The 24,955-nt window shown below is 66.1% G+C and carries 28 protein-coding genes; 9 read left to right on the forward strand and 19 right to left on the reverse strand.

What is annotated here, in order from left to right; all coding sequences use genetic code 11:
• Nucleotides 1-128: 128 nt before the first annotated feature.
• Nucleotides 129-452, forward strand: coding sequence for a ferredoxin FdxA (gene fdxA / locus F3I62_RS05035; RefSeq protein ID WP_160488599.1), 324 nt, complete (start codon nt 129-131; stop codon nt 450-452).
• A gap of 449 nt (nt 453-901) precedes the next feature.
• On the opposite strand, the gene rpoS is transcribed toward fdxA, so the two are convergent.
• From rpoS to F3I62_RS05075, 8 genes are all read right to left on the reverse strand, one after another.
• The gene (gene rpoS / locus F3I62_RS05040) at nt 902-1,909 is read right to left on the reverse strand and encodes an RNA polymerase sigma factor RpoS (protein WP_160488600.1); all 1,008 of its coding nucleotides are present in this window, start codon (nt 1,907-1,909) and stop codon (nt 902-904) included.
• Between the two features lie 198 nt (nt 1,910-2,107).
• Nucleotides 2,108-2,986: a peptidoglycan DD-metalloendopeptidase family protein gene (locus F3I62_RS05045; protein WP_160488601.1), complete on the reverse strand. Its 879-nt coding sequence runs from the start codon at nt 2,984-2,986 to the stop codon at nt 2,108-2,110.
• A 172-nt stretch (nt 2,987-3,158) separates the two neighbouring features.
• Nucleotides 3,159-3,794 (reverse strand): protein-L-isoaspartate(D-aspartate) O-methyltransferase, encoded by a 636-nt coding sequence (locus tag F3I62_RS05050; protein ID WP_160489022.1) that lies wholly within the window; start codon nt 3,792-3,794, stop codon nt 3,159-3,161.
• Nucleotides 3,795-3,832: 38 nt separating this feature from the next.
• Nucleotides 3,833-4,582, reverse strand: a complete 750-nt coding sequence (gene surE, locus F3I62_RS05055) for a 5'/3'-nucleotidase SurE (protein ID WP_160488602.1) — start codon at nt 4,580-4,582, stop codon at nt 3,833-3,835.
• Nucleotides 4,570-5,628, reverse strand: a complete 1,059-nt coding sequence (gene truD / locus F3I62_RS05060) for a tRNA pseudouridine(13) synthase TruD (protein WP_160488603.1) — start codon at nt 5,626-5,628, stop codon at nt 4,570-4,572. The genes surE and truD overlap by 13 nt, the downstream gene beginning before the upstream one ends.
• Nucleotides 5,625-6,098 (reverse strand): 2-C-methyl-D-erythritol 2,4-cyclodiphosphate synthase, encoded by a 474-nt coding sequence (ispF, locus tag F3I62_RS05065; protein ID WP_160488604.1) that lies wholly within the window; start codon nt 6,096-6,098, stop codon nt 5,625-5,627. Before ispF ends, truD begins: the two co-directional genes overlap by 4 nt.
• Before the next feature lie 100 nt (nt 6,099-6,198).
• Nucleotides 6,199-7,047: an S-formylglutathione hydrolase gene (fghA, locus tag F3I62_RS05070; RefSeq protein ID WP_160488605.1), complete on the reverse strand. Its 849-nt coding sequence runs from the start codon at nt 7,045-7,047 to the stop codon at nt 6,199-6,201.
• Nucleotides 7,048-7,099: 52 nt separating this feature from the next.
• Entirely contained in the window at nt 7,100-8,212 is a 1,113-nt protein-coding gene (locus tag F3I62_RS05075; RefSeq protein ID WP_160488606.1) for an S-(hydroxymethyl)glutathione dehydrogenase/class III alcohol dehydrogenase, read from the reverse strand.
• Nucleotides 8,213-8,325: 113 nt separating this feature from the next.
• Here F3I62_RS05075 and F3I62_RS05080 point away from each other — a divergent pair, with 113 nt between their 5' ends.
• Nucleotides 8,326-9,222 carry a LysR family transcriptional regulator gene (locus tag F3I62_RS05080; protein ID WP_160488607.1) on the forward strand — a complete coding sequence of 299 codons (897 nt, stop codon included), beginning with the start codon at nt 8,326-8,328 and terminating at the stop codon, nt 9,220-9,222.
• An 85-nt stretch (nt 9,223-9,307) separates the two neighbouring features.
• Here the strand turns inward: F3I62_RS05080 and F3I62_RS05085 are convergent, their stop codons facing one another.
• The 3 genes from F3I62_RS05085 to F3I62_RS05095 are packed head-to-tail and all read right to left on the reverse strand — an operon-like array spanning nt 9,308 to nt 10,413.
• Nucleotides 9,308-9,925, reverse strand: a complete 618-nt coding sequence (locus F3I62_RS05085) for an SOS response-associated peptidase (RefSeq protein ID WP_160488608.1) — start codon at nt 9,923-9,925, stop codon at nt 9,308-9,310.
• A 45-nt stretch (nt 9,926-9,970) separates the two neighbouring features.
• Nucleotides 9,971-10,231, reverse strand: a complete 261-nt coding sequence (locus F3I62_RS05090) for a putative signal transducing protein (RefSeq protein ID WP_160488609.1) — start codon at nt 10,229-10,231, stop codon at nt 9,971-9,973.
• Nucleotides 10,231-10,413, reverse strand: a complete 183-nt coding sequence (locus tag F3I62_RS05095) for a CPXCG motif-containing cysteine-rich protein (protein ID WP_160488610.1) — start codon at nt 10,411-10,413, stop codon at nt 10,231-10,233. Before F3I62_RS05095 ends, F3I62_RS05090 begins: the two co-directional genes overlap by 1 nt.
• A 95-nt stretch (nt 10,414-10,508) precedes the next feature.
• On the opposite strand from F3I62_RS05095, the gene F3I62_RS05100 reads away from it, so the two are divergent.
• Nucleotides 10,509-11,675 (forward strand): 1-acyl-sn-glycerol-3-phosphate acyltransferase, encoded by a 1,167-nt coding sequence (locus F3I62_RS05100; protein WP_160488611.1) that lies wholly within the window; start codon nt 10,509-10,511, stop codon nt 11,673-11,675.
• Nucleotides 11,676-11,731: 56 nt separating this feature from the next.
• Here the strand turns inward: F3I62_RS05100 and F3I62_RS05105 are convergent, their stop codons facing one another.
• A complete protein-coding gene (locus F3I62_RS05105) occupies nt 11,732-12,013 on the reverse strand; it encodes a hypothetical protein (protein ID WP_160489023.1) in 282 nt (93 codons plus the stop codon).
• A 221-nt stretch (nt 12,014-12,234) separates the two neighbouring features.
• On the opposite strand from F3I62_RS05105, the gene F3I62_RS05110 reads away from it, so the two are divergent.
• Nucleotides 12,235-12,441, forward strand: a complete 207-nt coding sequence (locus F3I62_RS05110) for a hypothetical protein (RefSeq protein WP_160488612.1) — start codon at nt 12,235-12,237, stop codon at nt 12,439-12,441.
• Nucleotides 12,442-12,512: 71 nt separating this feature from the next.
• Here F3I62_RS05110 and F3I62_RS05115 read toward each other — a convergent pair whose 3' ends face one another.
• Complete coding sequence (locus tag F3I62_RS05115; protein ID WP_160488613.1) at nt 12,513-13,097, reverse strand: YajG family lipoprotein; 585 nt, start codon at nt 13,095-13,097, stop codon at nt 12,513-12,515.
• 168 nt (nt 13,098-13,265) lie between these two features.
• Here F3I62_RS05115 and F3I62_RS05120 point away from each other — a divergent pair, with 168 nt between their 5' ends.
• Nucleotides 13,266-13,499: a hypothetical protein gene (locus F3I62_RS05120; protein WP_160488614.1), complete on the forward strand. Its 234-nt coding sequence runs from the start codon at nt 13,266-13,268 to the stop codon at nt 13,497-13,499.
• 75 nt (nt 13,500-13,574) lie between these two features.
• Here the strand turns inward: F3I62_RS05120 and mqo are convergent, their stop codons facing one another.
• Nucleotides 13,575-15,065, reverse strand: coding sequence for a malate dehydrogenase (quinone) (mqo, locus tag F3I62_RS05125; protein ID WP_160488615.1), 1,491 nt, complete (start codon nt 15,063-15,065; stop codon nt 13,575-13,577).
• A 389-nt stretch (nt 15,066-15,454) separates the two neighbouring features.
• Nucleotides 15,455-15,742: a PA4642 family protein gene (locus F3I62_RS05130; protein ID WP_160489024.1), complete on the reverse strand. Its 288-nt coding sequence runs from the start codon at nt 15,740-15,742 to the stop codon at nt 15,455-15,457.
• A gap of 146 nt (nt 15,743-15,888) precedes the next feature.
• Between F3I62_RS05130 and dauA the strand changes: the two genes are divergently transcribed.
• Nucleotides 15,889-17,610, forward strand: a complete 1,722-nt coding sequence (dauA, locus tag F3I62_RS05135; RefSeq protein WP_160488616.1) for a C4-dicarboxylic acid transporter DauA — start codon at nt 15,889-15,891, stop codon at nt 17,608-17,610.
• Nucleotides 17,611-17,675: 65 nt separating this feature from the next.
• Here the strand turns inward: dauA and F3I62_RS05140 are convergent, their stop codons facing one another.
• Nucleotides 17,676-18,146: a WbuC family cupin fold metalloprotein gene (locus F3I62_RS05140; protein ID WP_160488617.1), complete on the reverse strand. Its 471-nt coding sequence runs from the start codon at nt 18,144-18,146 to the stop codon at nt 17,676-17,678.
• The gene (locus F3I62_RS05145; RefSeq protein WP_160488618.1) at nt 18,147-18,704 is read right to left on the reverse strand and encodes a hypoxanthine-guanine phosphoribosyltransferase; all 558 of its coding nucleotides are present in this window, start codon (nt 18,702-18,704) and stop codon (nt 18,147-18,149) included.
• Nucleotides 18,705-18,976: 272 nt separating this feature from the next.
• On the opposite strand from F3I62_RS05145, the gene upp reads away from it, so the two are divergent.
• Both upp and F3I62_RS05155 read left to right on the forward strand, forming a co-directional pair.
• Nucleotides 18,977-19,615, forward strand: a complete 639-nt coding sequence (gene upp, locus F3I62_RS05150; protein ID WP_160488619.1) for a uracil phosphoribosyltransferase — start codon at nt 18,977-18,979, stop codon at nt 19,613-19,615.
• A 2-nt stretch (nt 19,616-19,617) separates the two neighbouring features.
• Nucleotides 19,618-20,883 (forward strand): uracil-xanthine permease family protein, encoded by a 1,266-nt coding sequence (locus F3I62_RS05155; protein WP_160488620.1) that lies wholly within the window; start codon nt 19,618-19,620, stop codon nt 20,881-20,883.
• Nucleotides 20,884-21,013: 130 nt separating this feature from the next.
• Here F3I62_RS05155 and ppk2 read toward each other — a convergent pair whose 3' ends face one another.
• Nucleotides 21,014-21,844 carry a polyphosphate kinase 2 gene (gene ppk2 / locus F3I62_RS05160; protein WP_160488621.1) on the reverse strand — a complete coding sequence of 277 codons (831 nt, stop codon included), beginning with the start codon at nt 21,842-21,844 and terminating at the stop codon, nt 21,014-21,016.
• Between the two features lie 163 nt (nt 21,845-22,007).
• Here ppk2 and F3I62_RS05165 point away from each other — a divergent pair, with 163 nt between their 5' ends.
• Nucleotides 22,008-23,945 carry an ATP-dependent DNA helicase RecQ gene (locus tag F3I62_RS05165; protein ID WP_160488622.1) on the forward strand — a complete coding sequence of 646 codons (1,938 nt, stop codon included), beginning with the start codon at nt 22,008-22,010 and terminating at the stop codon, nt 23,943-23,945.
• A gap of 9 nt (nt 23,946-23,954) precedes the next feature.
• Here F3I62_RS05165 and F3I62_RS05170 read toward each other — a convergent pair whose 3' ends face one another.
• Complete coding sequence (locus F3I62_RS05170) at nt 23,955-24,854, reverse strand: LysR family transcriptional regulator (protein WP_160488623.1); 900 nt, start codon at nt 24,852-24,854, stop codon at nt 23,955-23,957.
• Nucleotides 24,855-24,955 lie beyond the last annotated feature (101 nt).

The raw sequence follows: 24,955 nt of genomic DNA on the forward strand, positions 1-24,955 counted from the left end.
CAAGCTGATAGAATCGCGCGCAATTTTACGACTGCCCGGTTTACAGCCTGAGCCGCGGCCAATTACAGAGCACCTGCAAGCCCTGCGCAGAAAGGGATCAGGCCGCCGCCCGAGGAGAGAATCGAACCATGACCTTCGTCGTTACCGACAATTGCATCAAGTGCAAATACACCGACTGCGTGGAAGTCTGCCCGGTCGACTGCTTCTATGAAGGCCCGAACTTCCTGGTGATCCACCCGGACGAGTGCATCGACTGCGCCCTGTGCGAGCCGGAATGCCCGGCCCAGGCGATCTTCTCCGAGGACGAGGTGCCGGAAGAGCAGCAGGAGTTCATCGAGCTGAACGCCGACCTGGCCGAAATCTGGCCGAACATCACCGAGAAGAAAGAAGCCCTGCCGGACGCCGAAGAGTGGGACGGCGTGAAGGACAAGCTGCAGCACCTGGAGCGCTAAGCGCTTTCACTGCAATGTAAAAGGCCCGCTCGATGCGGGCCTTTTACTGTGTGCAGGTTTTCTGCGGGCAAAAAAAGGGGCGGTGATTAACCGCCCGCTCTTTTTTCCCTACTCCCTCTGTTTCCTGCTCATCATCCTGATGAACCGCATCCTGCGGTGGTTCCTGACCCTCTTCCCTGACGGCCCGTGCTTTTCCCTTTGCACGGGGTTCATATTAGCGTCTCGCGCCGTGCGGGCAAGGCCCCGAGCCGGCCCGGACGGGTGTGGAAACAGCCTCCAAAAAACAAATAAACCTATAAATATCAGTATTTTATAAATATTCCAGGATAAAAAGCCGCTCGCTGCTTGCGCCATGTGCCTGCGATCTCCTACAGCTCGCGTAAGCAATGGCTTACATGGGCGCGCACAAAAAACCCGGCCGAGGCCGGGTTCTTGTCAGCGCACAGGCATCACTGGAACAACGCATCGCTCGACAGGCCATTCTTCTCGAGGATTTCGCGCAGACGCTTGAGTGCCTCGACCTGAATCTGCCGCACCCGTTCGCGGGTCAGGCCGATTTCCTGGCCGACCTCCTCCAGGGTGCAGCTCTCATGGCCGCGCAGGCCGAAGCGGCGGATCACCACCTCACGCTGCTTGTCGGTGAGTTCCGACAGCCACTGGTCGATGCTCTGCGAAAGGTCGTCGTCCTGCAGCAGTTCGCAGGGGTCGGTCGGCTTCTCGTCGGTCAGCGTATCGAGCAGGGTCTTGTCCGAGTCCGGGCCCAGGGAAACATCCACCGAAGTCACCCGTTCGTTGAGGCCGAGCATGCGCTTGACCTCGTTCACCGGCTTTTCCAGCAGGTTGGCGATCTCCTCCGCCGAGGGCTCGTGGTCGAGCTTCTGCGTCAGCTCGCGGGCCGCACGCAGGTAGACGTTGAGTTCCTTGACCACATGGATCGGCAGGCGAATCGTACGGGTCTGGTTCATGATCGCCCGTTCGATGGTCTGGCGAATCCACCAGGTCGCGTAGGTCGAGAAGCGGAAGCCGCGCTCGGGGTCGAACTTCTCCACTGCGCGGATCAGGCCGAGGTTGCCCTCCTCGATCAGGTCCAGCAGCGACAGCCCCCGATTGACATAGCGCCGGGCGATCTTCACCACCAGGCGCAGGTTGCTCTCGATCATGCGCTTGCGCCCTGCGGGATCGCCCTTCTGCGCCAGACGCGCGAAGTGCACTTCTTCCTGAGGGGTCAGTAGCGGGGAAAAGCCGATTTCGTTGAGATAGAGCTGAGTGGCGTCGAGCGCCCGGGTGTAATCGATGTACTTGTGCTGCTTGAGACCAGTGGTCGAGTTTCTGGATTTGGCGCTGGAGATGGGGAGCTCGGAATCCTCGCTTAACACATCGTCCAGGACGAGACCGGGCTCCATGAGCAGCACGTCATCGTCGACGTCAAACTCCGGCGCTTCTTTATTGAGTGCCATTGTTGTTGTCCTTTGCTGAGTTCGACAACAAGCCCTGGCGGCGCCCAGTCCGTTTCGCATCAGGGAGATCGGCCCCCCAAGCCTGTCGCAAGACAAACCTGTCGCCGCTCACTTCACACCCAATGGAAAGACGATCAAATCCCTGGCAACACCCGAGCCCGTTCCTCCCACGTCAGTGGAACAGGCTTGGTAGCAAGGTCAGCGACGAGGCAGATATTGCAGGGGGTCTACGGGCTTACCCTGACGGCGAATCTCGAAATGGAGTTTCACCCGGTCGGCTCCCGTGGAGCCCATCTCGGCGATATTCTGTCCGACCTTGACCTGCTGCCCCTCCCGCACCAGTAGCCTACGGTTATGTCCGTAAGCACTTACGTAGGTATCGCTGTGCTTGATGATCACCAGTTCGCCGTAGCCCCGTAAACCACTTCCGGCGTACACAACGGAACCATCAGACGCAGCCAAAACAGGCTGGCCCAATTCCCCTGCGATATCAATTCCTTTATTCAAACTGCCGTTTGAGGAGAATTTGCCGATCAGCACACCGTTGGTCGGCCAGGCCCAGCCCTTGGCCGAACGGGCAACCGGCTCGACTTTGCCGGGCGCTGCCGTAACCGCCAGCGGAGGCTTGCCGGCCGTCACCGGCTGGGATGGCGTAGCGGCTGTCGCCGGTTGCGCCGGGCGATTGACCGGCCGCGTCGTGACCGGTACGGCCACGGCCGGCTGGCTCGCCTGGGCCACGCTCGCCGCGCTGGCGCCGGGCAGATCGAAGCGGATGATCTGCCCCGGCCGGATCACGAACGGCGCCGCGATGTTGTTGCGCGCGGCCAGCGCCTTCCAATCCCAGCCGAAGCGGAAGGCGATGGAATACAGGGTATCGCCGCGCTGCACGATGTATTGCCCGCCGCGAGCCTGGGGACGCTGCTGCGCCTGGCCGCTCGCGCCATGATTGCGATCGACCACCTGCACCTGCGTCGACTTGGAGCTGGCACAACCGGTCAGTACGGCGGCGAAAACCAGGGCGCCCACACCGGGCAAGCCGATCAGACGATTTCGCTGCTGTTTGGTTGTGAGTCTCACCCCGTGCCCCTATGCCGGTTTTTTCTTGGAAGTGTGGTTATTGTGCCGGAATTATTCGGCAGAACCAGCCAGGCAGAACCAGGCTGCCTGACGATTGTGCGACGCAGTGTCTTGCCGGCCGGGACAGTGCCCTCGGCGAAACGGCAGATGGCAGGCTTGCCTGCCCGACGAATCAGGCCACCGGGCCGTTGAGCAGCGGCACGAAACGCACCGCATCCAGCACATGCCGGGAGTAGCCGTCTTCTTCGCGGACGATCAGCAGCAGTTCCTGCACATCGCCGGCGCCGACCGGAATCACCAGGCGCCCGCCCAGGGCCAGCTGCTCGAGCAGCGCCTGCGGCACTTCGGCGGCGGCCGCGGTGACGATGATGCCGTTGTACGGGCCCAGGGCGTTCCAGCCCTCCCAGCCATCGCCCCAGCGGAACACCACGTTGCGCAGATTGAGCTCGGCCAGACGCTCCTTGGCCCGCTCCTGCAGGCCCTGGATGCGCTCGACCGAGAACACCCGCTCGACCAGTTGCGCTAGCACGGCGGTCTGGTAGCCGGAGCCGGTGCCGATCTCCAGCACCTTGTCCAGCGGCCCGGCCGCCAGCAACAACTCGGTCATGCGCCCGACCATGTACGGCTGGGAGATGGTCTGGTTGTGACCGATGGGCAGCGCGGTGTCCTCGTAGGCGCGGTGCGCCAGCGCCTCGTCGACGAACAGATGGCGCGGCGTGCGGCGAATGACCTCCAGCACGCTCGGATTGGACAGGCCTTCCTCGTACAGGCGCTCGATCAGCCGCTCGCGGGTACGCTGCGAGGTCATGCCGATGCCGTGACGCTGCAGATGGTCCTGGCCGCGCATCAGAGCAGGCCCTCCAGCCAGCCTTCGAGGCTGGCAAAGGCATCGTTGAAGGTGCGGTCGAGCTGCAGCGGGGTGATCGACACGTAGCCCTGCATCACCGCATGGAAGTCGGTACCCGGGCCGCCGTCTTCGGCATCGCCGGAAATCGAGATCCAGTAGCCTTCCTTGCCACGCGGGTTGACCACCTTGACCGGTGCCGCCGCGCGGGCTCGATGGCCCAGGCGGGTCAGCTGGATGCCGCGGATGCGCTCCAGCGGCAGGTTGGGCACGTTGACGTTGAGCACGCTGCGCGGCGGCAGGTCGAGCTGCTCCTGGGCCTCGATCAGCTTGCGGGCGAAATAGGCGGCGGTCGGCAGGTTCTCGGTCTGCCGCGACAACAGCGAGAAGGCGAATGCCGGGCGGTTGAGGAAGCGCCCCTCCAGGGCCGCGGCCACGGTGCCGGAATACAGCACGTCGTCGCCCAGATTGGCGCCCAGGTTGATCCCCGACACCACCATCTCCGGCACCTGATCGAACAGGCCGTTGAGGCCCAGGTGCACGCAGTCGGTCGGCGTGCCGTTGAGGCTGATATAGCCGTTGGGCAGGCGCGTCGGGTGCAACGGGCGGTCGAGGGTCAGCGAGCTGCTGGCGCCGCTCTTGTCCTCGGCCGGGGCGACGATCACGCACTCGGCATAGTCAGCCAGCGCGCCATGCAGCGCGGCGATGCCGGGTGCCATCACCCCGTCGTCGTTGGAAATCAGAATTCGCATGGATTATCCGTCTGCCCTGCCGGCAGTAGATCGACCAGTTCGCGCACCACCATGGTGGCGAAGCATCCGGCCGGCAGGACGAAGTGCAGTTGCAGAATGTCAGGCTCCGGATAATGCCACGACAAACCGCCGATGGGGAGGCGCAGGATACGCCGTTCGTGCGCCATGCCCGCTTCGACCAGCCAGTCCACCAGGCCCTGCTCGCTCGCCGCCATGCCCTGCTCCAGTTCGTGCGCCGCGCCGGCCGCGGGCGACGGCCCGTTGCCCCACAGCGGGCCGGTGGGATGCAGGTCGAGAATCGCCAGGCGCGGGTCCGTGCACTCGGCCTCGCCGGCCATGAAGAAGCTGCGGCTGTCGGTGAATGCCAGCAGATCGCCGACCGAAACCTGGTTCCAGCTGCCCGCGGCGACCCGCTCGGCCAGCACCCGGTTGAACAGGAAGCTGCGCGCCGCCGAGAGCAGCCGTGAGCGCAGGTTGCGCTGCTCGGGCAGCTCGTGGCGCTCGGCGTACTGGCGTGCCTCGAAGACGTTGCCGCCCTGAAAGCCGAAGCGCTGCAGGCCGTAATAGTTGGGCACGCCCTGGGTCTGGATCTGCCGCAGGCGTTGCTCCAGGGCGTCCTTGTCGCCGTCGAACTGGGTCAGGCGCAGGGTGAAACCGTTGGCCGAATGGGCGCCGCGTTGCAGTTTGCGCGAGTGCCGCGCAGTCTTGAGGATGCTCAGGCTATGGCCTTCGGCCGCGCTCAGGTCGGGATCGGCCTTGCCCGGCAGGTGCAGGCTGAACCACTGGCGGGTCAGCGCCTGGCGATCCTTCAGCCCGGCATAGCTGATATTTCGTTGCGACACGCCGGCGGCCCGCGCCAGGCGGCGCGCCGCCTCCTCGGTATTCAGCCCGCGCTTCTCCACCCACAGCCACAGGTGCTCGCCCTGGCCGGACAGCGGGATGTCGAGTACTTCATCGACCTGGAAGTCTTCCGCGGTGGCCTTCAGCACGGCACGCCCGCAGGCCTCGCCGTGGGCGCGCGGGCCGAGCAGCTGCAATTCGTTCATGCTTTCACCAGCAGTGCCACGGCGTGTACCGCGATGCCTTCCTCGCGACCGGTGAAGCCGAGCTTCTCGGTGGTGGTGGCCTTGACGTTGACCTGATCCAGCTCGACCTGCAGGTCGGCGGCGATCAGCCCGCGCATGGTCTCGATATGCGGCGCCATCTTCGGCGCCTGGGCGACTATGGTGGCGTCGACGTTGCCGACCAGCCAGCCCTTGGCCTGGACCAGGCCGAGCACATGGCGCAGCAGCGCGCGGCTGTCGGCGCCCTTGAAGGTCGGGTCGGTATCCGGGAAGTGCTTGCCGATATCGCCCAGCGCCGCGGCGCCGAGCAGCGCATCGCTGAGCGCGTGCAGCAGCACGTCACCATCGGAATGGGCCACCAGGCCGAACTTGTGGGGAATGCGCACGCCACCGAGAGTGATGAAATCGCCCTCGCCGAAGCGGTGCACGTCGTAACCATGGCCGATACGCATAAAAGAAAAACGCCCTGCAGAAGTCAGGGCGTGATTCTAACCGGATTGCCCCGTAGCCCGGATGAAATCCGCGGAGCCAATTTCCCGGATTGCATCCGGGCTACGCGTCGAGCAGCGCCGCCGCATGATGACGCAGATGCTCATCGATGAAACTGACGATGAAGTAGTAGCTGTGGTCGTAGCCCGGTTGCAGACGCAGGGTCAGCGGATGGCCGGCGGCCTTGGCGGCGGCCTGCAGCGCCTCGGGCTTGAGCTGGTTGGCCAGGAAGTCATCGCGATCGCCCTGGTCGACCAGGATCGGCAACTTCTCCCTGGCCTCGGCCAGCAAGGCACAGGCATCCCACTCGCGCCAGCGGCTGCGCTCCTCACCCAGGTAACGGCCCAGGGCCTTCTCGCCCCAGGGGCAGTTGCTCGGGTTGCTGATCGGCGCGAAGGCCGACAGCGAGCGGTAGCGCCCCGGATTGCGCAAGGCGCAGACCAGCGCGCCGTGGCCGCCCATGGAATGGCCGCTGATGCCACGCTTGTCCGACACCGGGAAGTTGGCCTCGATCAGCGCCGGCAACTCGTGCACCACGTAGTCGTGCATGCGGTAATGGCGCGCCCAGGGTTCCTGACTGGCGTTGACGTAGAAGCCGGCGCCGAGGCCGAAGTCCCAGGCACCGTCCGGGTCGCCCGGCACCTCGGCACCGCGCGGGCTGGTGTCCGGCGCGACTATGACCAGGCCCAGCTCGGCGGCGAGCTTCTGCGCGCCGGCCTTCTGCATGAAGTTCTCGTCGGTGCAGGTCAGGCCGCTCAGCCAGTACAGCACCGGCAGCCTGGCACCCTGCTCGGCCTGCGGCGGCAGGTAGACGGCGAAGACCATGTCGCAGTTCAGCGTGCTGGAGCGGTGGCGATAACGCTTGTGCCAGCCGCCACAGCTCTTGTTGCTGGAGACGATTTCGAGAGTCATAGAGATGCCTCGCGTAGGGTGGAAAACCGCGCCGCGTTGTCCACCCGACGGATCAGAAGTGGATAACGGTACGAATGCTCTTGCCTTCGTGCATCAGGTCGAAGGCTTCGTTGATCCGCTCCAGCGGCATGGTGTGGGTGATGAAGGTATCCAGCGGAATCTCGCCCTTCTGCGCCTTCTCCACGTAGCTCGGCAGCTCGGTGCGGCCACGCACGCCGCCGAAGGCCGAACCGCGCCAGACGCGCCCGGTCACCAGCTGGAACGGACGGGTGCTGATTTCCTCGCCGGCACCGGCCACGCCGATGATCACCGACTCGCCCCAGCCCTTGTGCGCGCATTCCAGTGCGGCGCGCATCAGCTTGACGTTGCCGACGCACTCGAAGCTGTAGTCGACGCCGCCATCGGTCATCTCGACGATCACGTCCTGGATCGGCTTGTCATGCTCCTTGGGATTGACGAAATCGGTCGCACCCAGCTCACGAGCCACGTCGAACTTGGCCGGGTTGATGTCGATGGCGATGATCCGCGAAGCCTTGGCCATCTTGGCGCCGATGATCGCCGCCAGGCCGATGCCACCCAGGCCGAAGATCGCCACGGTGGCGCCCTCCTCCACCTTGGCGGTATTCAGCACCGCGCCGATGCCGGTGGTGACGCCGCAGCCGAGCAGGCAGACCTTCTCCAGCGGCGCATCCTTGGGGATCTTGGCCAGGGAGATTTCCGGCAGCACGGTGTACTCGGAGAAGGTCGAGCAACCCATGTAGTGGTAGATCGGCTGGCCCTGGTAGCTGAAGCGGCTGGTGCCGTCCGGCATCAGGCCCTTGCCCTGGGTGGCGCGGACTTTCTGGCACAGGTTGGTCTTGCCGGATTTGCAGAATTTGCACTCGCGGCATTCGGCCGTGTACAGCGGGATCACGTGGTCGCCGACCGCCAGCGAAGTCACGCCCTCGCCCACTGCCTCGACTATGCCGCCGCCTTCGTGGCCGAGGATGGCCGGGAACACGCCCTCGGAGTCGGCGCCGGACAGGGTGTAGGCATCGGTGTGGCAGACGCCGGTGGCGACGATACGCACCAGCACTTCGCCGGCCTTGGGCGGCGCCACATCCACTTCGACGATTTGCAGCGGCTGGTTGGGGGCGAAAGCCACGGCGGCGCGGGACTTGATCATGGGGGTTCTCCGACAGGCTGATGGAAAGTGGCGCAGAGTGTAGATCAGTGCGTTTTGCTGGATAATCCGCCACCAAGCAAAACATTATTGCCAACCAGGGATAATCAACACCTATGAACCGCTGGGAAGGCCTGGATGAATTCGTCGCGGTCGCCGAGTGCGGCCAGTTCAGCGCCGCCGCCGAGCGCCTGGGCCTGTCGTCCTCGCAGGTCAGTCGCCAGGTGGCCAAGCTGGAAGAGCGCCTGCAGACCCGCCTGTTCTACCGCAGCACGCGCAAGGTGGCGCTGACCGAGGCCGGGCAGACCTTTCTGCAGCATTGCCAACGCCTGCAGGACGCCCGCGAGGAAGCCCTGCGCGCAGTCGGCGACCTGGCCGGCGAGCCCAAGGGCCTGCTGCGCATGACCTGCGCGGTGGCCTATGGCGAGCGCTTCATCGTGCCGCTGGTCAACGACTTCATGCAGCGCCATCCGCAGCTGCGGGTGGAGATCGAGCTGAGCAACCAGACCCTCGACCTGCTGCACGGTGGCCTGGACCTGGCCATCCGCCTCGGCCGCCTGCAGGACTCGCGCATGCTGGCCACGCGCCTGGCGCCGCGGGTCATGCACCTGTGCGCGGCGCCGGCCTACCTGGAGCGCTACGGCCGGCCACACTCGCTGTCGGAGCTGGCGCGGCACAACTGCCTGATCGGCAGCAGCGACAGCTGGAGCTTCCAGCAGGACGGTCGCGAGCTGGCGCAACGGGTGCAGGGCAACTGGCGCTGCAACAGCGGCGAGGCAGTGCTGGACGCCGCCCTGCGCGGCTTCGGCCTGTGCCAGTTGCCCGACTACTACGTGCAGGCGCACCTGCGCAGCGGCGCACTGGTCGACCTGCTGGCCCAGCACCGGCCACCACATACCGCGGTGTGGGCGCTGTATCCGCAGCAGCGGCATCTGTCGCCCAAGGTGCGCCAGCTGGTCGAGCTATTGAAGGAAGGGCTGGCGCAGCGGCCGGAGTATCAGCAACTGCCGTAGGCTGCGCCGTGCGCACCAGGACTATCTGCGGGCTTGCCGGTGCGCACGGCGCACCCTACACAACAGCGGCGACCGGCTGCAGCACTCACGCCGGCGTCAGGCACTCCGGCGCATCGAACTTGGGATCGTTGACCAGGTTGGCCAGTACCCGCTCGCGCAGCGGCGGGGTCGGAATCAGCAGCAGCGCCTGCAACTCGGCGGCCGGCGTATCGGCGGCCAGCCAGGCGCGCTGCTGCGCCTCGTCGAGGATCAGCGGGCGGCGCAGATGGGCCGCCGCCTGGGTGACCATGGCCACGCTGAGGTACACCTGCCCACCAATCGGATAGGCCTCCCACACCGCGGCGAAGTGCATCAGGCTGCCCTCGGCGGTCAGCCAGAACGGGCGTTTGCGCAGTTCGCCGCGCCATTCGTAGAAGCCGTTGGCCGGCAGCAGGCAACGGCGCTTCTGGAAGGCTTCGCGAAACATCGGCTGCTCGGCGAGGGTTTCCGCGCGGGCATGGGACGGCGCCGTGTTCAGGTCCTTCAGCCAGGCCGGCGTCAGCCCCCAGCGCCCGCTGGCGGCCTGCAGCTCGCCATCGACCTGGCGCAGAAACAGCACCTGCGCGCCGGGCGCCAGGTTCCAGTGCGGCGCCTGGCCGGCGGGAAAACCGGGCAGCCCGGACAAACTGGGCGACCAACGGAACAGGGCGTAACGACCACTCATGCAGCGGGGCTCATCGATTAAGGGAACGGGGGCCGGCCAGCGCGGCTAGCACAGCAGGGTACCGGGATGCTGCTCCGGCTCATCGCCGGGCAGGGGCGCGGCGGCATTGTACGCATCGATCAGCCGGCGTGCGTGCTCGGCATCCCGGTCTTCCACCAGCAGGCCGAGCAGGCCCAGCGCCGGCAGCTCGCCGATCGCCCCGAGCAGATGCTGCCCGGCCAGGTGGGCCGCCACGCCTTCGCTGGCGAGCATGCCCAGGAGCATTTCGCCTTCCAGCAGGTCGAGCGGTTCATAGATGCGCTGCATCAGTCGTTCTCCGTACGCACGTGCAGGGTCCAGTCCTGGCCATCGGTGCGCAGGTCGAAGACGATCGGCCGGCAGCACACCGGACAGTCCTCGACGTACTCCTGATCGCCGGCGGACAGGTCGAGCACGGCCTCCACCTCTTCGCCGCAATACGGACATTGATAGCACTGTGCTTCCAGCATCACGACCTCCACTGTGACTTGCGGTTACAATCACCGGTCTACTGCACAGCCTTTGCCGGGCCAGAACGCCATTCCCGCTCCTGAACAACGAGAACATGATGGGCGAATTCGATTCCATCCGACCCTACGCCGACCACGAAGTCCCCGCCGTACTGGCCCGCCTGCTGGCCGACCCGACCTTCCTCGGCATGCTCACGCGCTTTCGCTTCCCGCGCCTGGCCGGTCCGCTGGGCTGGCTGCTTAAACCTCTTATAGCCCATCGCCTGCACAAACAGCTGGCCGATGTGCATTCGGTGGAAGCGCTGCAGGTGAAAATCGAGTCCTACGTCGATCGCACCATCGAGCATGCCACCGACGGCGTGACCTACTCCGGGATCGAACAGCTCAAGCCGGGCAGCGCCTACCTGTTCCTCGCCAACCACCGCGACATCGTCATGGACCCGGCCTTCGTCAACTACGCCGCCTTCCATGCCGGCCTGCCGACGCCGCGCATCGCCATCGGCGACAACCTGCTGCAGCGCCCCTTCGTCAGCGACCTGATGCGCCTGAACAAGAGCTTCATCGTGCACCGCTCGCTGACCGGCCGCCGCGAGAAGCTGGCGGCCTTCCAGCTGCTGTCGGCCTACATCAACCACTCGATCCGCGTCGATGGCCAGTCGGTGTGGATCGCCCAGGCCGAGGGCCGCGCCAAGGACGGTGACGACCGCACCGACCCGGCGATCCTCAAGATGTTCCACATGAGCCGCAAGGACGAGCCGTTTGCCGAGGTGCTGGCCTCGCTCAACCTGATCCCGGTATCGATCAGCTACGAGTACGACCCCTGCGACCAGGCCAAGGCCCGCGAGCTGTCGATCCGCGCCGCTACGGGCTGCTACGAGAAGGCCCCGGGCGAGGACGACGCCAGCATCGCCCTGGGCATCACCGGCTACAAAGGCCGTGTGCACATCCACTTCGGCGCCCCGGTGACCAGCGGTTTCGAGGATGCCAAGCAGCTCGCCAGCCTGATGGACCAGCAGATCCTCGGCGGCTATCGCCTGTTCCCGGCGCACTACCTGGCCTACGCCCAGTGGAGCGAGCGCGACCCGGCCCTGGCCGTGCCCGCCGCCGAACAGCTGTTCCCCGCCGCCGAACTGGCCAAGGCCAGCAACGAGTGGCAACGCCGCCTGGACGCCTGCCCGGCCGAGCAGCGCCCGTGGCTGATCCAGCAGTACGCCACCCCGGTGCGCAACCAGTACCGGATCAAGGCCGGGCTACCGCTGTAACCGAGCGCCCAACAAAAAACGGCAGCCCTCGGGCTGCCGTTTTCATTTGCGGAGCATCACAGCCCGGTGCTGTACCAGCTCAGCAGCAGCGCCAGCAGCAGGGTGCCGATCGCGAAGCGGTAGAAGAAGCGATTGAGGCGCAGGCTCGGCTCATCCGGCAAGGCGTCCGTATCCAGTTCCAGCGCGCCCTGCGACGCCAGGCGGGCCAGCGAGCGCTGCTCGCGCAAGCGGGTGGCCAGCAGCAGCCAGCTGCCGGCGCCGGCGAAGAACAGGGCCAGCGCGTTGAGCGCCTGGGCCGGGTGATTGAGGAACAGCGACCAGAGAACCTGCAGCGACATCATCAACCTCTGCTTCAGGTGGCCGGCGCGGCGAGCCACGCAGCCGGAGCACGGACGGGAGCGGCGGCACGCGGCCGACGTTCTGATTACGGTCGCGGAGTCTACCGGAGCGACCTGGGCGTCGCCGTTGATTCCGACGAATGTGCGTGCCGTGCGTGCCCTTCATCGCCCGGTCACATCGGCCTGTCAGGCTTGCCCGCCTGCACTCAAAGGAGCCCGTCATGTTGCACGCCGAAGTCCAGGATCACCTTTACCGCATCACCCACAGTGAAGAGCAGCAGGCGCTGATCGACGCCTTCGCCGTCAACGTGCAGGATCGCCAGTGGCTGGTGTACTGCGCCCTGGGCGGGCATGGCCACCCGGAGCTGCCGGAATGCGACCCGGATACCGGAATCAGCCTGCCGCAGCTCTACCAGCAAGCCGCCTGAATAGTCGAACCGGCCTTGTTGCACCCACAAAAAAACCGGCCTTGGCCGGTTTTTTATGTAGCGCAGACGCCTTACTGGGCCAGCATCTGGCCGATGGTCGGGTCCTTGAAGGCACGGGTCAGGGCATCGCTGAGCACGTCGCTGACCAGCTTGGTGTTGGTTTCCTGGTTCGGCGCCATGCCGAAGCGCTGGTTCAGCGAGGCGCCGTAGCGACCGCTGTAGCGACGGCCACCGCTTTGCACGTCGACGCGGAAGGTCGCACGGATATCGGCCTCGGTGACATACATGCCTTCCTTCGGCGACTGGTATTGCAGGTCGGCCAGGGTCAGGGTCAGCTGCGGGGCGTTGTAGGCATTCGGGCTGGGGGTGAAGCCGAGCAGACGCACCGCCGCCTCGGCCTCGGCCTGCAGGCGCGGCAGGATGTCCTGGCCTTGCACGCTGATCGCGCTGGTTTCCGGGTACAGACCACCGCGGGTGCCCAGTTTCGGCGACGGACGCCCATCCGCGACCCGCACGACGACCGGCTGGCCCTGGCCGACGGCCACCAGGGCGGCATTGAGTTTCGGCTGCGGCTTGAGCTGCTGCGGGCTGTGCGCACAGCCAACCAGGGACAGGCTGAGCAGGGCGATCAGGCCGAGCAGGGCACGGTTCATCATGCTTGATCTCTCCAGAAAGGGGGGTGGCGTAAACGGCCGGCAGTATAACCAGCGGCCTTGCGGGCTGACAGCTGGTTTTTCTGACCGCGGCCGGGCTGCCGCAGTTCCTGTCACGGCGTTGTCACCCGGTCATGCGATAAGGTTCGGGCACACCAAGAGGACAACCGAATGATGAGTCTGTGGAGCCTGCTCGCCCCGCGCCGCACGATGCGCCGTTATGCCCTGCTGGATGCCGCCGGCGTCTGCCGCGCCTTGCGTGAGGCGCAAAGCGCACCGACCCAACCGGGCTGGGTCGAAGTCGAGGAAATCTGCCCGAGCTGGCTGGGCCGGACGCTACCGAACCATACCCTCGCCCTGCCCCGCCAGCCCGTAAGCCGCCCAGGCTCGGCCCTGGCGGCCTAAGCTCGCGACTGCCGCGCACACCCGCGCATAAAAAACCGCCCCGTGGGGCGGTTTTTTCATCACGCGTCAGCCGGCTCAGGCATTCAGCTGCAGGCGGTCGGCCGATTGCGCGCTGACCTCGCGGTACAGCTCGGCATTCTCCTCCAGCACCGACTCGCGGGCCGGGAAGATTTCCTGCAGCTTGCGCGACCAGGCCTCGCTCTTGGCCTGCTCGGCGAAGCAGCGCTCGATCAGGTTGAGCATGATCGACACGGTCACCGACGCACCCGGCGAGGCGCCCAGCAGGGCGGCGATGGAACCATCCGCGGCCGATACCAGCTCGGTACCGAACTGCAGGATGCCGCCCTTCTTGGCGTCCTTCTTGATGATCTGCACGCGCTGGCCGGCCACTTCCAGGCTCCAGTCTTCGGCCTTCACCTGCGGATAGAACTTGCGCAGGGCGTCCAGGCGCTGCTCCTGGGACTGCAGCACTTCCTTGATCAGGTAGCGGGTCAGGTCCATGTTGTCGCGCGCCACGGCCAGCATCGGGCCGATGTTGCTCGGACGCACCGACAGCGGCAGGTCGAGGAACGAACCGTGCTTGAGGAACTTGGTGGTGAAGCCGGCGTAGGGGCCGAACAGCAGCGAAGTCTTGCCGTCGACCACGCGGGTATCGAGGTGCGGCACCGACATCGGCGGCGCGCCGACTTCCGCCTGGCTGTAGACCTTGGCCTGGTGCAGCTTGACCACTTCCGGGTTGTCGCAACGCAGCCACTGGCCGCTCACCGGGAAACCGCCGAAGCCCTTGCCTTCCGGGATGCCGGACAGCTGCAGCAGCGGCAGCGCGCCGCCACCAGCGCCGAGGAAGACGAACTTGGCCGCCACTTCGCGGCAGGCGCCGCTCTGGGTGTTCTTGATCTCGACATTCCAGCCGTCGGCAGTGCGCTTGAGGCCGGTGACTTTCTGGTTGTAGCTGACATTGATGCCGCCCTGGCTGGCCAGGTACTGCAGCAGCTGGTTGGTCAGCGCGCCGAAGTTGACGTCGGTACCGTTCTGCGCGCGGGTGGCGGCGATGCGCTCACCGGCGGCACGGCCCTGCATCATCAGCGGCATCCACTCGGCCATGGTGGCCGCGTCTTCGCTGTACTGCATGCCGGCAAAGGCGTGATGCTGGGTCAGCTGCGCATGGCGGGTCTTGAGGAAACTGACGTCCTTCTCGCCGCGCACGAAGCTCAGGTGCGGCACCTGGTTGATGAAGGTCTTCGGCGAACCGAAGGCGCTCTTGCCGCACAGGTAGGACCAGAACTGCTTGGAGACTTCGAACTGGGTGTTGATCTGCACGGCTTTCTTAATGTCCACCGAACCGTCGGCCGCTTGCGGCGTATAGTTCAGTTCGCACAAACCGGCGTGCCCGGTACCGGCGTTGTTCCACGGGTTGGAGCTTTCAATCGCTCCCGACTCGCGCAGCTCGGCGATTTCCAGCTTGAGGCCGGGATCGAGCTCCTTCAGCAACACCGCCAGGGTGGCGCTCATGATGCCGGCGCCGACCAGCAGCACATCCACAGTTTCGTGATTGTCTTGCGTCATTAACGCTTCTCCAAGATCTGCAGTACCAAATTGATGGCATCGGCCTTTTGAGCCGCGCATCAACCACTAATCACTGACAGCCAGACAGGTGCCTGGAATATCGGAGGGGCGATCATCAGGGGCCGGTTCGCCAGCCTGACCCGATTCTCGCAACCTCATTGTTGCTACGCGCCACCTGTGGGCAGCCCGCACGCGCAAACCTCACCCTTGCGCACCCCACCGCCGAGCCTGCAAGCGCTCCAGGCGGGTGGTTCGCGCCGGTCCGGCGAGCAGGCGCAAGGCGACCTTTGCCGGACCGGGTTTTTCGGCGCGCACAATACCATTAATGACGCATTTTCAGACGCAAAAATTGCGCCGAAGGCATCCGTCGATCCTGTTTTTTGGCCGAATCAGCCGCGCGCGGCCTTGATCGCCTCGACATAGGGTTCGGCCAGGCGCTGATCCTGGATCAGCGCAACGAAATCGCGCCCCTGGGCATCCGTGGCATTCAGGTCGTAACCGGCGTCCTTGAAGAAGCCCAGAAAGCGCTCGAAATCGTCGATGCGCAGACCACGGTAGGCCTTGACCAGCTTGTGCAGGGATGGCGGCGTGGCGTCAGCCGGCTCGACCGCGAGGAACAGCTTGATCGAGTCATCGCTGATTTCTTCGCCAATCACCTGTTTCTTGTCTTTACGCATCATCTATTCCAGCTCAACGACCATCACGGGGCCGGCAGTTTACCCTCGCCCGCCAGCGCGCTCAACGCGACTAAAAGATCCGCTGGCGAACGCGCGCCCGGCGCCCGCCAGCTTTTATACTGCAGCCAAGCGATGCGGAGCCTGCGATGCCCTTACCCCAACTGTTTGCCGCCTGGCGCCAGGTCTGGCGTGGCGGATACTCGTGGCAAGCCCTGCGCGGCGATATCGGCGCCGGGATCACCGTAGGCATCATCGCCATCCCCCTGGCCATGGCCCTGGCCATCGCGGTCGGCGTGCCGCCGCAGCACGGCCTCTACACCGTGCTGGTCGCCGCCCCGCTGATCGCCCTGACCGGGGGCTCGCGCTTCAATGTCTCCGGGCCGACCGCCGCCTTCGTAGTGATCCTGCTGCCGATCACCCAGCAATACGGCCTCGGCGGCCTGCTGCTGTGCACCCTGCTGGCCGGGCTGATCCTGATCGCCCTGGGCCTGGGGCGCGCCGGCAAGCTGATCGAGTTCGTGCCCTACCCGGTGACGCTGGGCTTCACCGCCGGCATCGGCATCGTCATCGCCATGCTGCAGGTCAAGGACCTGCTCGGCCTGCGCCTGGCCGGCACCCCGCAGCACTTCCTCGACCAGCTGGCCCTGCTCGGCCAGGCCCTGCCGGACTTCCGCCCCGGCGACAGCCTGGTCGCCGCGGCCAGCCTGGCCACCCTGCTGCTGTGGCCGAAACTTGTGCCCAAGGTGCCCGGTCACCTGGCGGCCCTGGCCGTCGGCGCCCTGCTCGCCCTCGCCCTGGAGTGGCTCGACCTGCCGGTGGCCACCCTCGGCGAGCGTTTCAGCTACAGGGTGGACGGCGTCAGCCATCCCGGCATTCCGCCGTTCCTGCCGGATTTCGCCTGGCCCTGGCAATTGCCGGGCGCCCACGGCCAGCCGCTGCAGCTGTCCTTCGAGCTGTTTCGCCAGCTGCTCGGCCCGGCCTTCGCCATCGCCATGCTCGGCGCCATCGAGTCGCTGCTGTGTGCCGTGGTCGCCGACGGCATGACCGGCAGCAAGCACGATCCCAATGCCGAGCTGATCGGCCAGGGCCTGGGCAACCTGGTCGCCCCGCTGTTCGGTGGCATCACCGCCACCGCCGCCATCGCCCGCAGCGCCGCCAACGTGCGCGCCGGCGCCGCCTCGCCGCTGGCGGCGATCATCCATGCCGGCGTGGTGCTGCTGGCCATGCTGCTGCTCGCGCCGCTGTTCAGCTACCTGCCGATGGCGGCGCTGGCCGCCCTGCTGCTGGTGGTGGCGTGGAACATGAGCGAGCCCGGCCACGTGCTGCACACCCTGCGCGTGGCGCCACGCAGCGATGTGCTGGTGCTGCTGACCTGCCTGGTGCTCACCGTGCTGTTCGACATGGTGCTGGCCGTGGGCGTCGGCCTGCTGCTGGCCACCGGCATCTTCATCAAGCGCATGAGCGAACTGACCGACACCGCCGTGCTGCCGCGCAACCAGTTGCAGAGCCTCGGCGAACTGCCGGAACAGGTGCTGGCCTACAGCATTCGCGGGCCGCTGTTCTTCGGCGCGGCGGAAAAGGCGCTGAGCGTGCTGCGCCGCTTCAATCCGGAGGTGCGGGTGGTGATAGTCGAGATGAGCGCGGTGCCGCTGCTGGACATGACCGCCCTGGCCGCCCTGGAGAACGTGCTGCACGACTACCAGCAGCATGACATCGGCCTGGTGCTGGCCGGCGTATCGCCGCGCCTGCGCCTGAAGCTGCGCCGCGCCGGGGTGCAGCGCGAGAACGGCCGCCTGGCCTATGCCCGCGACCTGCCCCAGGCGCGGGCCAAGGCCTTGAGTTGGCTGGAGCAAACGGGTAATCCGTAGCCCGGATGCAATCCGGGGAGCGTTATCCGGGGCATTTCCCGCATTGCATCCGGGCTCGCGGGCAATCAGAACTGCGCGCGCATCCAGGTCAGGTACTCGACCGCAGCGGCCTCGTCTTCCCGAGGCGCCCAGCTGGCCTGCTCGCCTTCGCCCAGAGGGCGGTAGGGGCCGGCCTTGCACTCGAACAGCACGCTGTCCGCTGCCAGCACCACCAGGGCATGGAACTGTCCGGGCGGCAGGTCGACGCCAACACACTCGCCGCCCGCTTCGAGCAGCCGAGTGCCCCGCAATTCACCTGCCTCACCGAATAGCAGCAGACCGATGCGCCCTTGCAGCACCAGCAGGCTTTCCGCCTTGTCCCGGGACAGATGGCGGTGCGGAGGGATGTAGGTATCCGGCTGCAGCCCCACCACCAGGCGGTGACAGGGCTCGTCCATCTCGTGCAGGTTATGGTGGCTGCGCTGACGCGGGCTCTGCGCCGCCCTGGCCGTCAGCGCGGCGAACAGGTCACGGTCGAGGAAGGCCGGAACCGGCATTTACAGGCCCTTGACCGCATAGATGCCCGCGGCATTGCGCCAGTAGCCCTTGTAGTCCATGCCGTAGCCGAAGATGAAGCGATCCTCGCAGGGCAGACCGACGTAGTCGGCCTTGAGATCCGGGCGCGCCTTGCGGTCGTGGACCTTGTCGATCAGCACCGCGGTGTGCACCTGGCTGGCGCCGGCGTGCTTGCAGAAGTCGATGATGGCCGACAGGGTGTGCCCCTCGTCGAGGATGTCGTCGATGATCAGCACTTCGCGGTCGATGAAGGAGATTTCCGGCTTGGCTTTCCAGAACAGCTCGCCGCCGGTGGTTTCGCTGCGGTAGCGGGTGGCATGCAGGTACGACAGTTCCAGCGGGAAGCCCAGCTTGGGCAGCAGCTTGCCGGCGAAGATCAGGCCGCCGTTCATCACGCAGAACACCACCGGATTGCTCTCGGCCAGCTCGGCGTTGATGACCTCGGCGACTTGATCGATGGCCGCTTCGACCTGCGCATCGGTGTACAGGCAATCGGCTTCGGCCATGATTTGGCGGATGTGGGCGAGGTCGGCAGACATGGTCTTCTCCGGGAAGCGAGGAAATAGGCTGGTTAAACAATGACCGGGAGCAATGGTTAACGTCGCGTAGCGACGGCCCGAAGGGCCCGCCAGGGATGGTAGGTCATAAAAAATGGTCGGCAAAGGTACTCAGACTGATGCGCCAGGGCAAGCCTGGGCGGATATTTTCTGACCATTCACTCAAGTCAGTCAGTAAACTGCGCGTCGTCCAGCTGGCATGACCAGTGCTTTACTCTAGACAGTATTCCAGCCGCCCTCCCCGGAGACCCTGCATGCCCATCCGCGAGATCCGCCATCCCCTGATCCGCCACAAGCTCGGCCTGATGCGCCGCGCCGACATCAGCACGAAGAACTTTCGCGAACTGGCCCAGGAAGTGGGCGCCCTGCTCACCTATGAGGCAACCAACGACCTGCCCCTGGAAAACTGCGAGATCCAGGGCTGGGCCGGCACCGTGCAGGTGGAGAAGATCGCCGGCAAGAAGATCACCGTGGTGCCGATCCTGCGCGCCGGCATCGGCATGCTCGACGGCGTGCTCAGCCTGATCCCCGGAGCCAAGGTCAGCGCCGTCGGCGTGGCGCGCAACGAGGAAACCCTGGAAGCGCACACCTACCTGGAGAAGCTCGCCCCGGAGATCGACGAACGCCTGGCGCTGATCATCGACCCGATGCTGGCCACCGGCGGTTCCCTGGTCGCCACCATCGACCTGCTGAAGAAGGCCGGCTGCAAGGAAATCCGCGCCATGGTCCTGGTCGCCGCGCCGGAAGGCATCAAGGTGGTCAACGACGCCCACCCGGACGTGATGATCTTCACCGCCTCCATCGACCAGTGCCTCAACGAGCACGGCTACATCATTCCCGGCTTGGGTGACGCCGGCGACAAGATCTTCGGCACCAAGCAGAAGGACGCCTGAGCATGCGCGATGAATTCAACGACCCGCTCTGGCGCCAGGTGATCTCCGGCGCGCAGATGCTCTTTGTCGCCTTCGGCGCCCTGGTGCTGATGCCGCTGATCACCGGCATGGACCCCAACGTCGCGCTGTTCACCGCCGGCATCGGCACCCTGCTGTTCCAGCTGGCCACCGGCCGCCAGGTGCCGGTGTTCCTGGCCTCGTCCTTTGCCTTCATCGCGCCGATCATCGCCGCCAAGGGCGAGTTCGGCCTGCCCGCGGTGCTCGGCGGGGTGGTTGCCGCCGGCTTCGTCTACACCTTCCTCGGCCTGGCCGTCCGGCTCAAGGGCCCGGGCTTCGTCGACCGCCTGCTGCCGCCGGTGGTGATCGGCCCGGTGATCATCGCCATCGGCCTGGCCCTGTCGCCGGTGGCGGTGAACATGGCCATGGGCAAGACCGGCGACGCCAGCGCGCAACTGGTGCCCTACCAGACCGCCATGTTCATCTCCATGCCGGCGCTGGTCACCACCCTGCTGGTGGCCGTACTCGGCCGCGGCCTGCTGCGCCTGGTACCGATCCTCGCCGGGATCATCGTCGGCTGCGTGATGGCGGCCTTCTTCGGCGAAATCAACACCGCCGGCATCGCCGCCGCGCCCTGGCTGGCCATTCCCGCCTTCGTCGCGCCGGAACTGCACTGGGGCGCCATCCTGTACATGGTGCCGGTGGCCCTGGCCCCGGCCATCGAGCACATCGGCGGGGTGATCGCGGTCGGCACCGTGACCGGCAAGGACTTCGTGCGCAAGCCCGGCCTGCACCGCACCCTGCTCGGCGACGGCCTGGCCACCTCGGCCGCCGGCCTGTTCGGCGGCCCGCCCAACACCACCTACGCCGAAGTCACCGGCGCGGTGATGCTGACCAAGAGCTTCAACCCGAAGATCATGACCTGGGCGGCGGTGTTCGCCATCGGCCTGGCCTTCATCGGCAAGTTCGGCGCTGCGTTGCAGAGCATTCCGGTGCCGGTGATGGGCGGCATCCTCTGCCTGCTGTTCGGCTCCATCGCCGTGGTCGGGCTGAACACCCTGATCCGCCACCAGGTCGACCTGGCCGAGGCGCGCAACCTGATCATCGTCTCGGTGACCCTGGTGTTCGGCATCGGCGGCATGGTCATCGGCGGCCAGGAGTTCGCCCTGTCCGGCATCTCGCTGTGCGCCATCAGTGCGCTGGGGCTCAACCTGCTGCTGCCGGGCGGCAGCGCCTGGCACAAGCACCCGCCGCTGGACCCGGAAATCTGAAGGGCTGGCCGATTCTTGCGTAGGGTGCGCCGTGCGCACCACAAGCCACGCAAGGGCCTCTGGTGCGCACGGCGCACCCTACAGCTTCTGCGCCAACCGGGTGCCCTGAACAGGGGCACCCGGCTCTGCCTCAGAACGGCTCGGCGATGTACTTGAATGGATAGTTGGCCGCCTTGTAGGCGCCGATCTTGCGCTTGGGCAGCTTGACCTTGGGCTGCGGAATCGCCTGGTAGGGAATCTGCTGCAGCAGGTGGCTGATCAGGTTCAGGCGCACGCGCTTCTTGTCTTCGGAACGGGCAACGAACCAGGGCGCCCAGGGCGTGTCGGTGGCCTCGAACATCTCGTCACGGGCCTGGGTATAGGCATCCCAGCGGTTGTAGGACTTGATGTCCATCGCGGTCAGCTTCCAGGTCTTGCGGCCATCCTCGATGCGTGCGCGCAGGCGCCGCTCCTGTTCCTCCGGGCTGACCTCCAGCCAGTACTTGAGCAGGATGATCCCCGACTCGACCATGTTGCGCTCGACCAGCGGCGCGCCATTGAGGAACTTGCGCAGCTGCGTCTCGTCGCAGAAGCCCATCACCCGCTCGACGCCGGCGCGATTGTACCAGCTGCGGTCGAAGATCACGATCTCGCCGGCGGCCGGCAGATGCTGAATGTAGCGCTGCACGTACAGCTGGCTCTTTTCCCGCTCGGTCGGCGCCGGCAGCGCCACCACGCGGAAGATGCGCGGGCTGACCCGCTCGGTCAGCGCCTTGATGGTGCCGCCCTTGCCCGCCCCATCGCGGCCCTCGAACACCACCACCACCTTGGCGCCGGTGGCCACTACCCATTGCTGCAGTTTCACCAGTTCGACATGCAGATCATGCAGCTGCTGCTCGTAATCCTTGCGCGACAGCTTGGCGCTGGCAGCCTCGGCTGCTTCGTCTTGTCCCTGTTTGGCCTTGCCCTTGTGTTTGCTCATGTCGAATCCTGTCGTTGATGTTGACCCACCATCAGCCTAGATCGCCAACCGCCGCCCTTCCATGCGCTGGATCAACAGCGTGGCCAATACGCCGCCGCGCTGGCGCCACGCGCCAGCGGCGCGCTATGGTCTGCCCCTCATTGCGCTAGTCCCCGGCCACCCCATGCTCGCTACCCTTTCCCGCGTCTTCGGTTTCTCCCAGCTACGCCCCGGCCAGGAGCGGGTGGTCAATGCCGTGCTGGCCGGCCGTTCCGCGGCGGCGATCTTCCCCACCGGCTCGGGCAAGTCGCTGTGCTACCAGCTGCCGGCCCTGCACCTGCCGCACCTGACCCTGGTGGTCTCGCCGCTGCTGGCGCTGATGCAGGACCAGCTGGCCTTCCTCCATGCCCGCGGCATCAGCGCGGCCAGCATCGATTCGGCGCAGAGCCGCGAGCAGACCGCCGAAACCATGGCCCGCGCCAAATCCGGCGAACTGAAGATCCTGATGATCTCGGTGGAGCGTCTGAAGAACGAGCGCTTCCGTAACTTCATCGGCCAGGTGCCGATCTCCCTGCTGGTGGTCGACGAGGCGCACTGCATCTCCGAGTGGGGCCACAACTTCCGCCCGGACTACCTCAAGCTGCCCGACTACCAGCACCAGTTCGGCATTCCCCAGGTGCTGCTGCTCACCGCCACGGCCACCCCGCCGGTGATCGCCGACATGCAGAAGAAGTTCGCCATTGCCGCAGATGACGTGGTCACCACCGGCTTCTACCGGGCCAACCTCAACCTGCTGGTGGAGCCGGTCGCCGGGCGCGACAAGCAGCGCCGTCTGGTCGAGTGGTTGGGGGCCAAGGCCGGTGAGCCGAGCATCGTCTACGTCACCCAGCAGAAGACCGCCGAGCAGGTGGCCGAGCAGCTCAGCCAGCGCGGCATCGCCGCCAGCGCCTACCACGCCGGCATGCCCCACGAGACGCGCGAGGCGATCCAGCGCCAGTTCATGGACGGGCGGATCAACTGCATCGTCGCCACCATCGCCTTCGGCATGGGCATCGACAAGGCCGACATCCGCAACGTGGTGCATTTCGACCTGCCCAAGTCCATCGAGAACTACAGCCAGGAGATCGGCCGCGCCGGGCGCGACGGCCAGCCGTCCGACTGCCTGGTGCTGGCCAACCGCGACAGCCTCAACGTGCTGGAGAACTTCGTCTACGGCGACACGCCGGAGCTGGCCGGCATCCGCTGCGTGCTGGATGAGCTGCTGGGCAACAGCCCGGACGGCCAATGGGAGCTGATGCTCAACCAGCTCTCCGAGCAGAGCAATATCCGCCAGCTGCCGCTCAAGACCCTGCTGGTGCAACTCGAACTCAGGGGCATCATCGCCCCGCGCTACGCCTACTTCGCCGAATACCGCTTCAAGTACCTGATCGAGCCCGAGGCCCTGCTGGACAAGTTCGACGGCGAGCGCCGCCAGTTCGTCGAGGCCATCATCGCCAGCTCCAGCCGCGCGCGGACCTGGTGCACGGTGGACTTCGACGCCCTGTACAACCGGTACCAGGCCGAGCGCGGGCGGGTGATCAAGGCCCTGGACTGGTTCCAGGAGCGCGGCTGGATCGAGCTGGAAAGCAAGCAGATGACCGAGGTCTACGCCCTGCTCGACCGGCACTTCGATCCACGGCAACTGAGCGCAGAGCTGCACGCCTACTTCCTCCAGCAGGAAGCCAGCGAAATCGCCCGCATCCAGGCCATGCTCGAGCTGTTCGCCAGCGAGCAGTGCCTGAGCCAGCGCCTGGCCGCCTACTTCGGCGACGCCCAGGCGCCGCAGCGCTGCGGCCACTGCTCGGTGTGCCACGGCCGGGTCGCCCGCCTGCCCGCGCCGCCGACGCTGCGCCCGCTGGCCGAATACGACCGGCAGGCCATCGCCGGCGCCTTTGTCCAACGCCACCAGGAGGCCAAGGGCCAAGCGCCCAGCGCCGAATGCCTGACCCGCTTCCTCTGCGGCATCAGCGTGCCGCTCTTCACCAAGCTCAAGGCCCGGCAGATTCCCGGCTTTGCCGCGCTGGAAGAGCATCCCTACGCCGAAGTACGCGACTGGCTGGTGCTGCACGATGGCCGCGCCTGACCCACGCCCCTAGCCCTGCCCCAGCGCCACTATCTGTTCGATCAGCCACTGCAGCGCCGCATCGCGCTGGCGCAGGCCGAGGCTGACGATATCCAGGTGGAAGGGACCGACCTCGAACGGCAGCACGTGCAGCTGCAGCGGCAGCAGGCCGGCGAAATACCGCGCCAGGCGGCTGGGCAGCACCGCGACCAGCTCGCTGCTGGCGACGATATGCGCGGCCTGCAGGTAGTTGGGCGTGGTGTAGACGATGTTGCGCACCAGGCCCTGCTCGCCCAGCCACTGGTCGACCATGCCGCGGGTCTGCCCGCCGTGCACCCAGAGGTGACGCAGGCCGAGGAAGCGCGGCAGGTCGAGGCCGCCGGCCAGCTGTGGATGGCCGCGATGGGCCACCAGCTGCAGGGTTTCGCTAACCCACTGCTGGCGCTGGAAGCGCCCCGGCACCTGCTCGAAACGGCCCAGCACCAGGTCCAGCTCGCCCTTGTCCAGCGCCTCGGCCGGCAGGCTGGGCGACAGGTGCTGGATGTCGATGCGCAGCCCCGGCGCCCGCTCGGCCAACAGGTTGAGCAGGCGCGGCATGAGGATCAGCTCGACGTAGTCGGTCACTGCGATGCGAAAGCGCTGGCGGCTGCTGGTCGGGTCGAACGGCGCATCGCCACTCAGGCTCTGCTCGATGCGCTGCAGGGCATCGCGGATCGGCGCCTCCAGGGCCAGGGCCCGCGGCGTCGGCTGCATGCTGCGGCCGACGCGCACCAGCAGCGGGTCGTCGAGCAGGTCACGCAGGCGATTGAGCGCATTGCTCACCGCCGGCTGGCTGAGGGACAGGCGCTCGGCGGCGCGCGACACGTTGCGCTCGCGCAGCAGGGCATCGAGCACGCGCAGCAGGTTGAGGTCGAAGGTCGATATATTCACTTGCTGAATTCAACTTATCACAAGACAAAATTTCTCAAATAGTAGCGCCATGCCTAAGGTGCGTCAGTCCCGTTTTGTGTGACTGACTTCTTCTGGGGGAG

It is taken from the genome of Pseudomonas sp. R-28-1W-6 (genome assembly GCF_009799925.1).
GTDB lineage: Bacteria > Pseudomonadota > Gammaproteobacteria > Pseudomonadales > Pseudomonadaceae > Aquipseudomonas.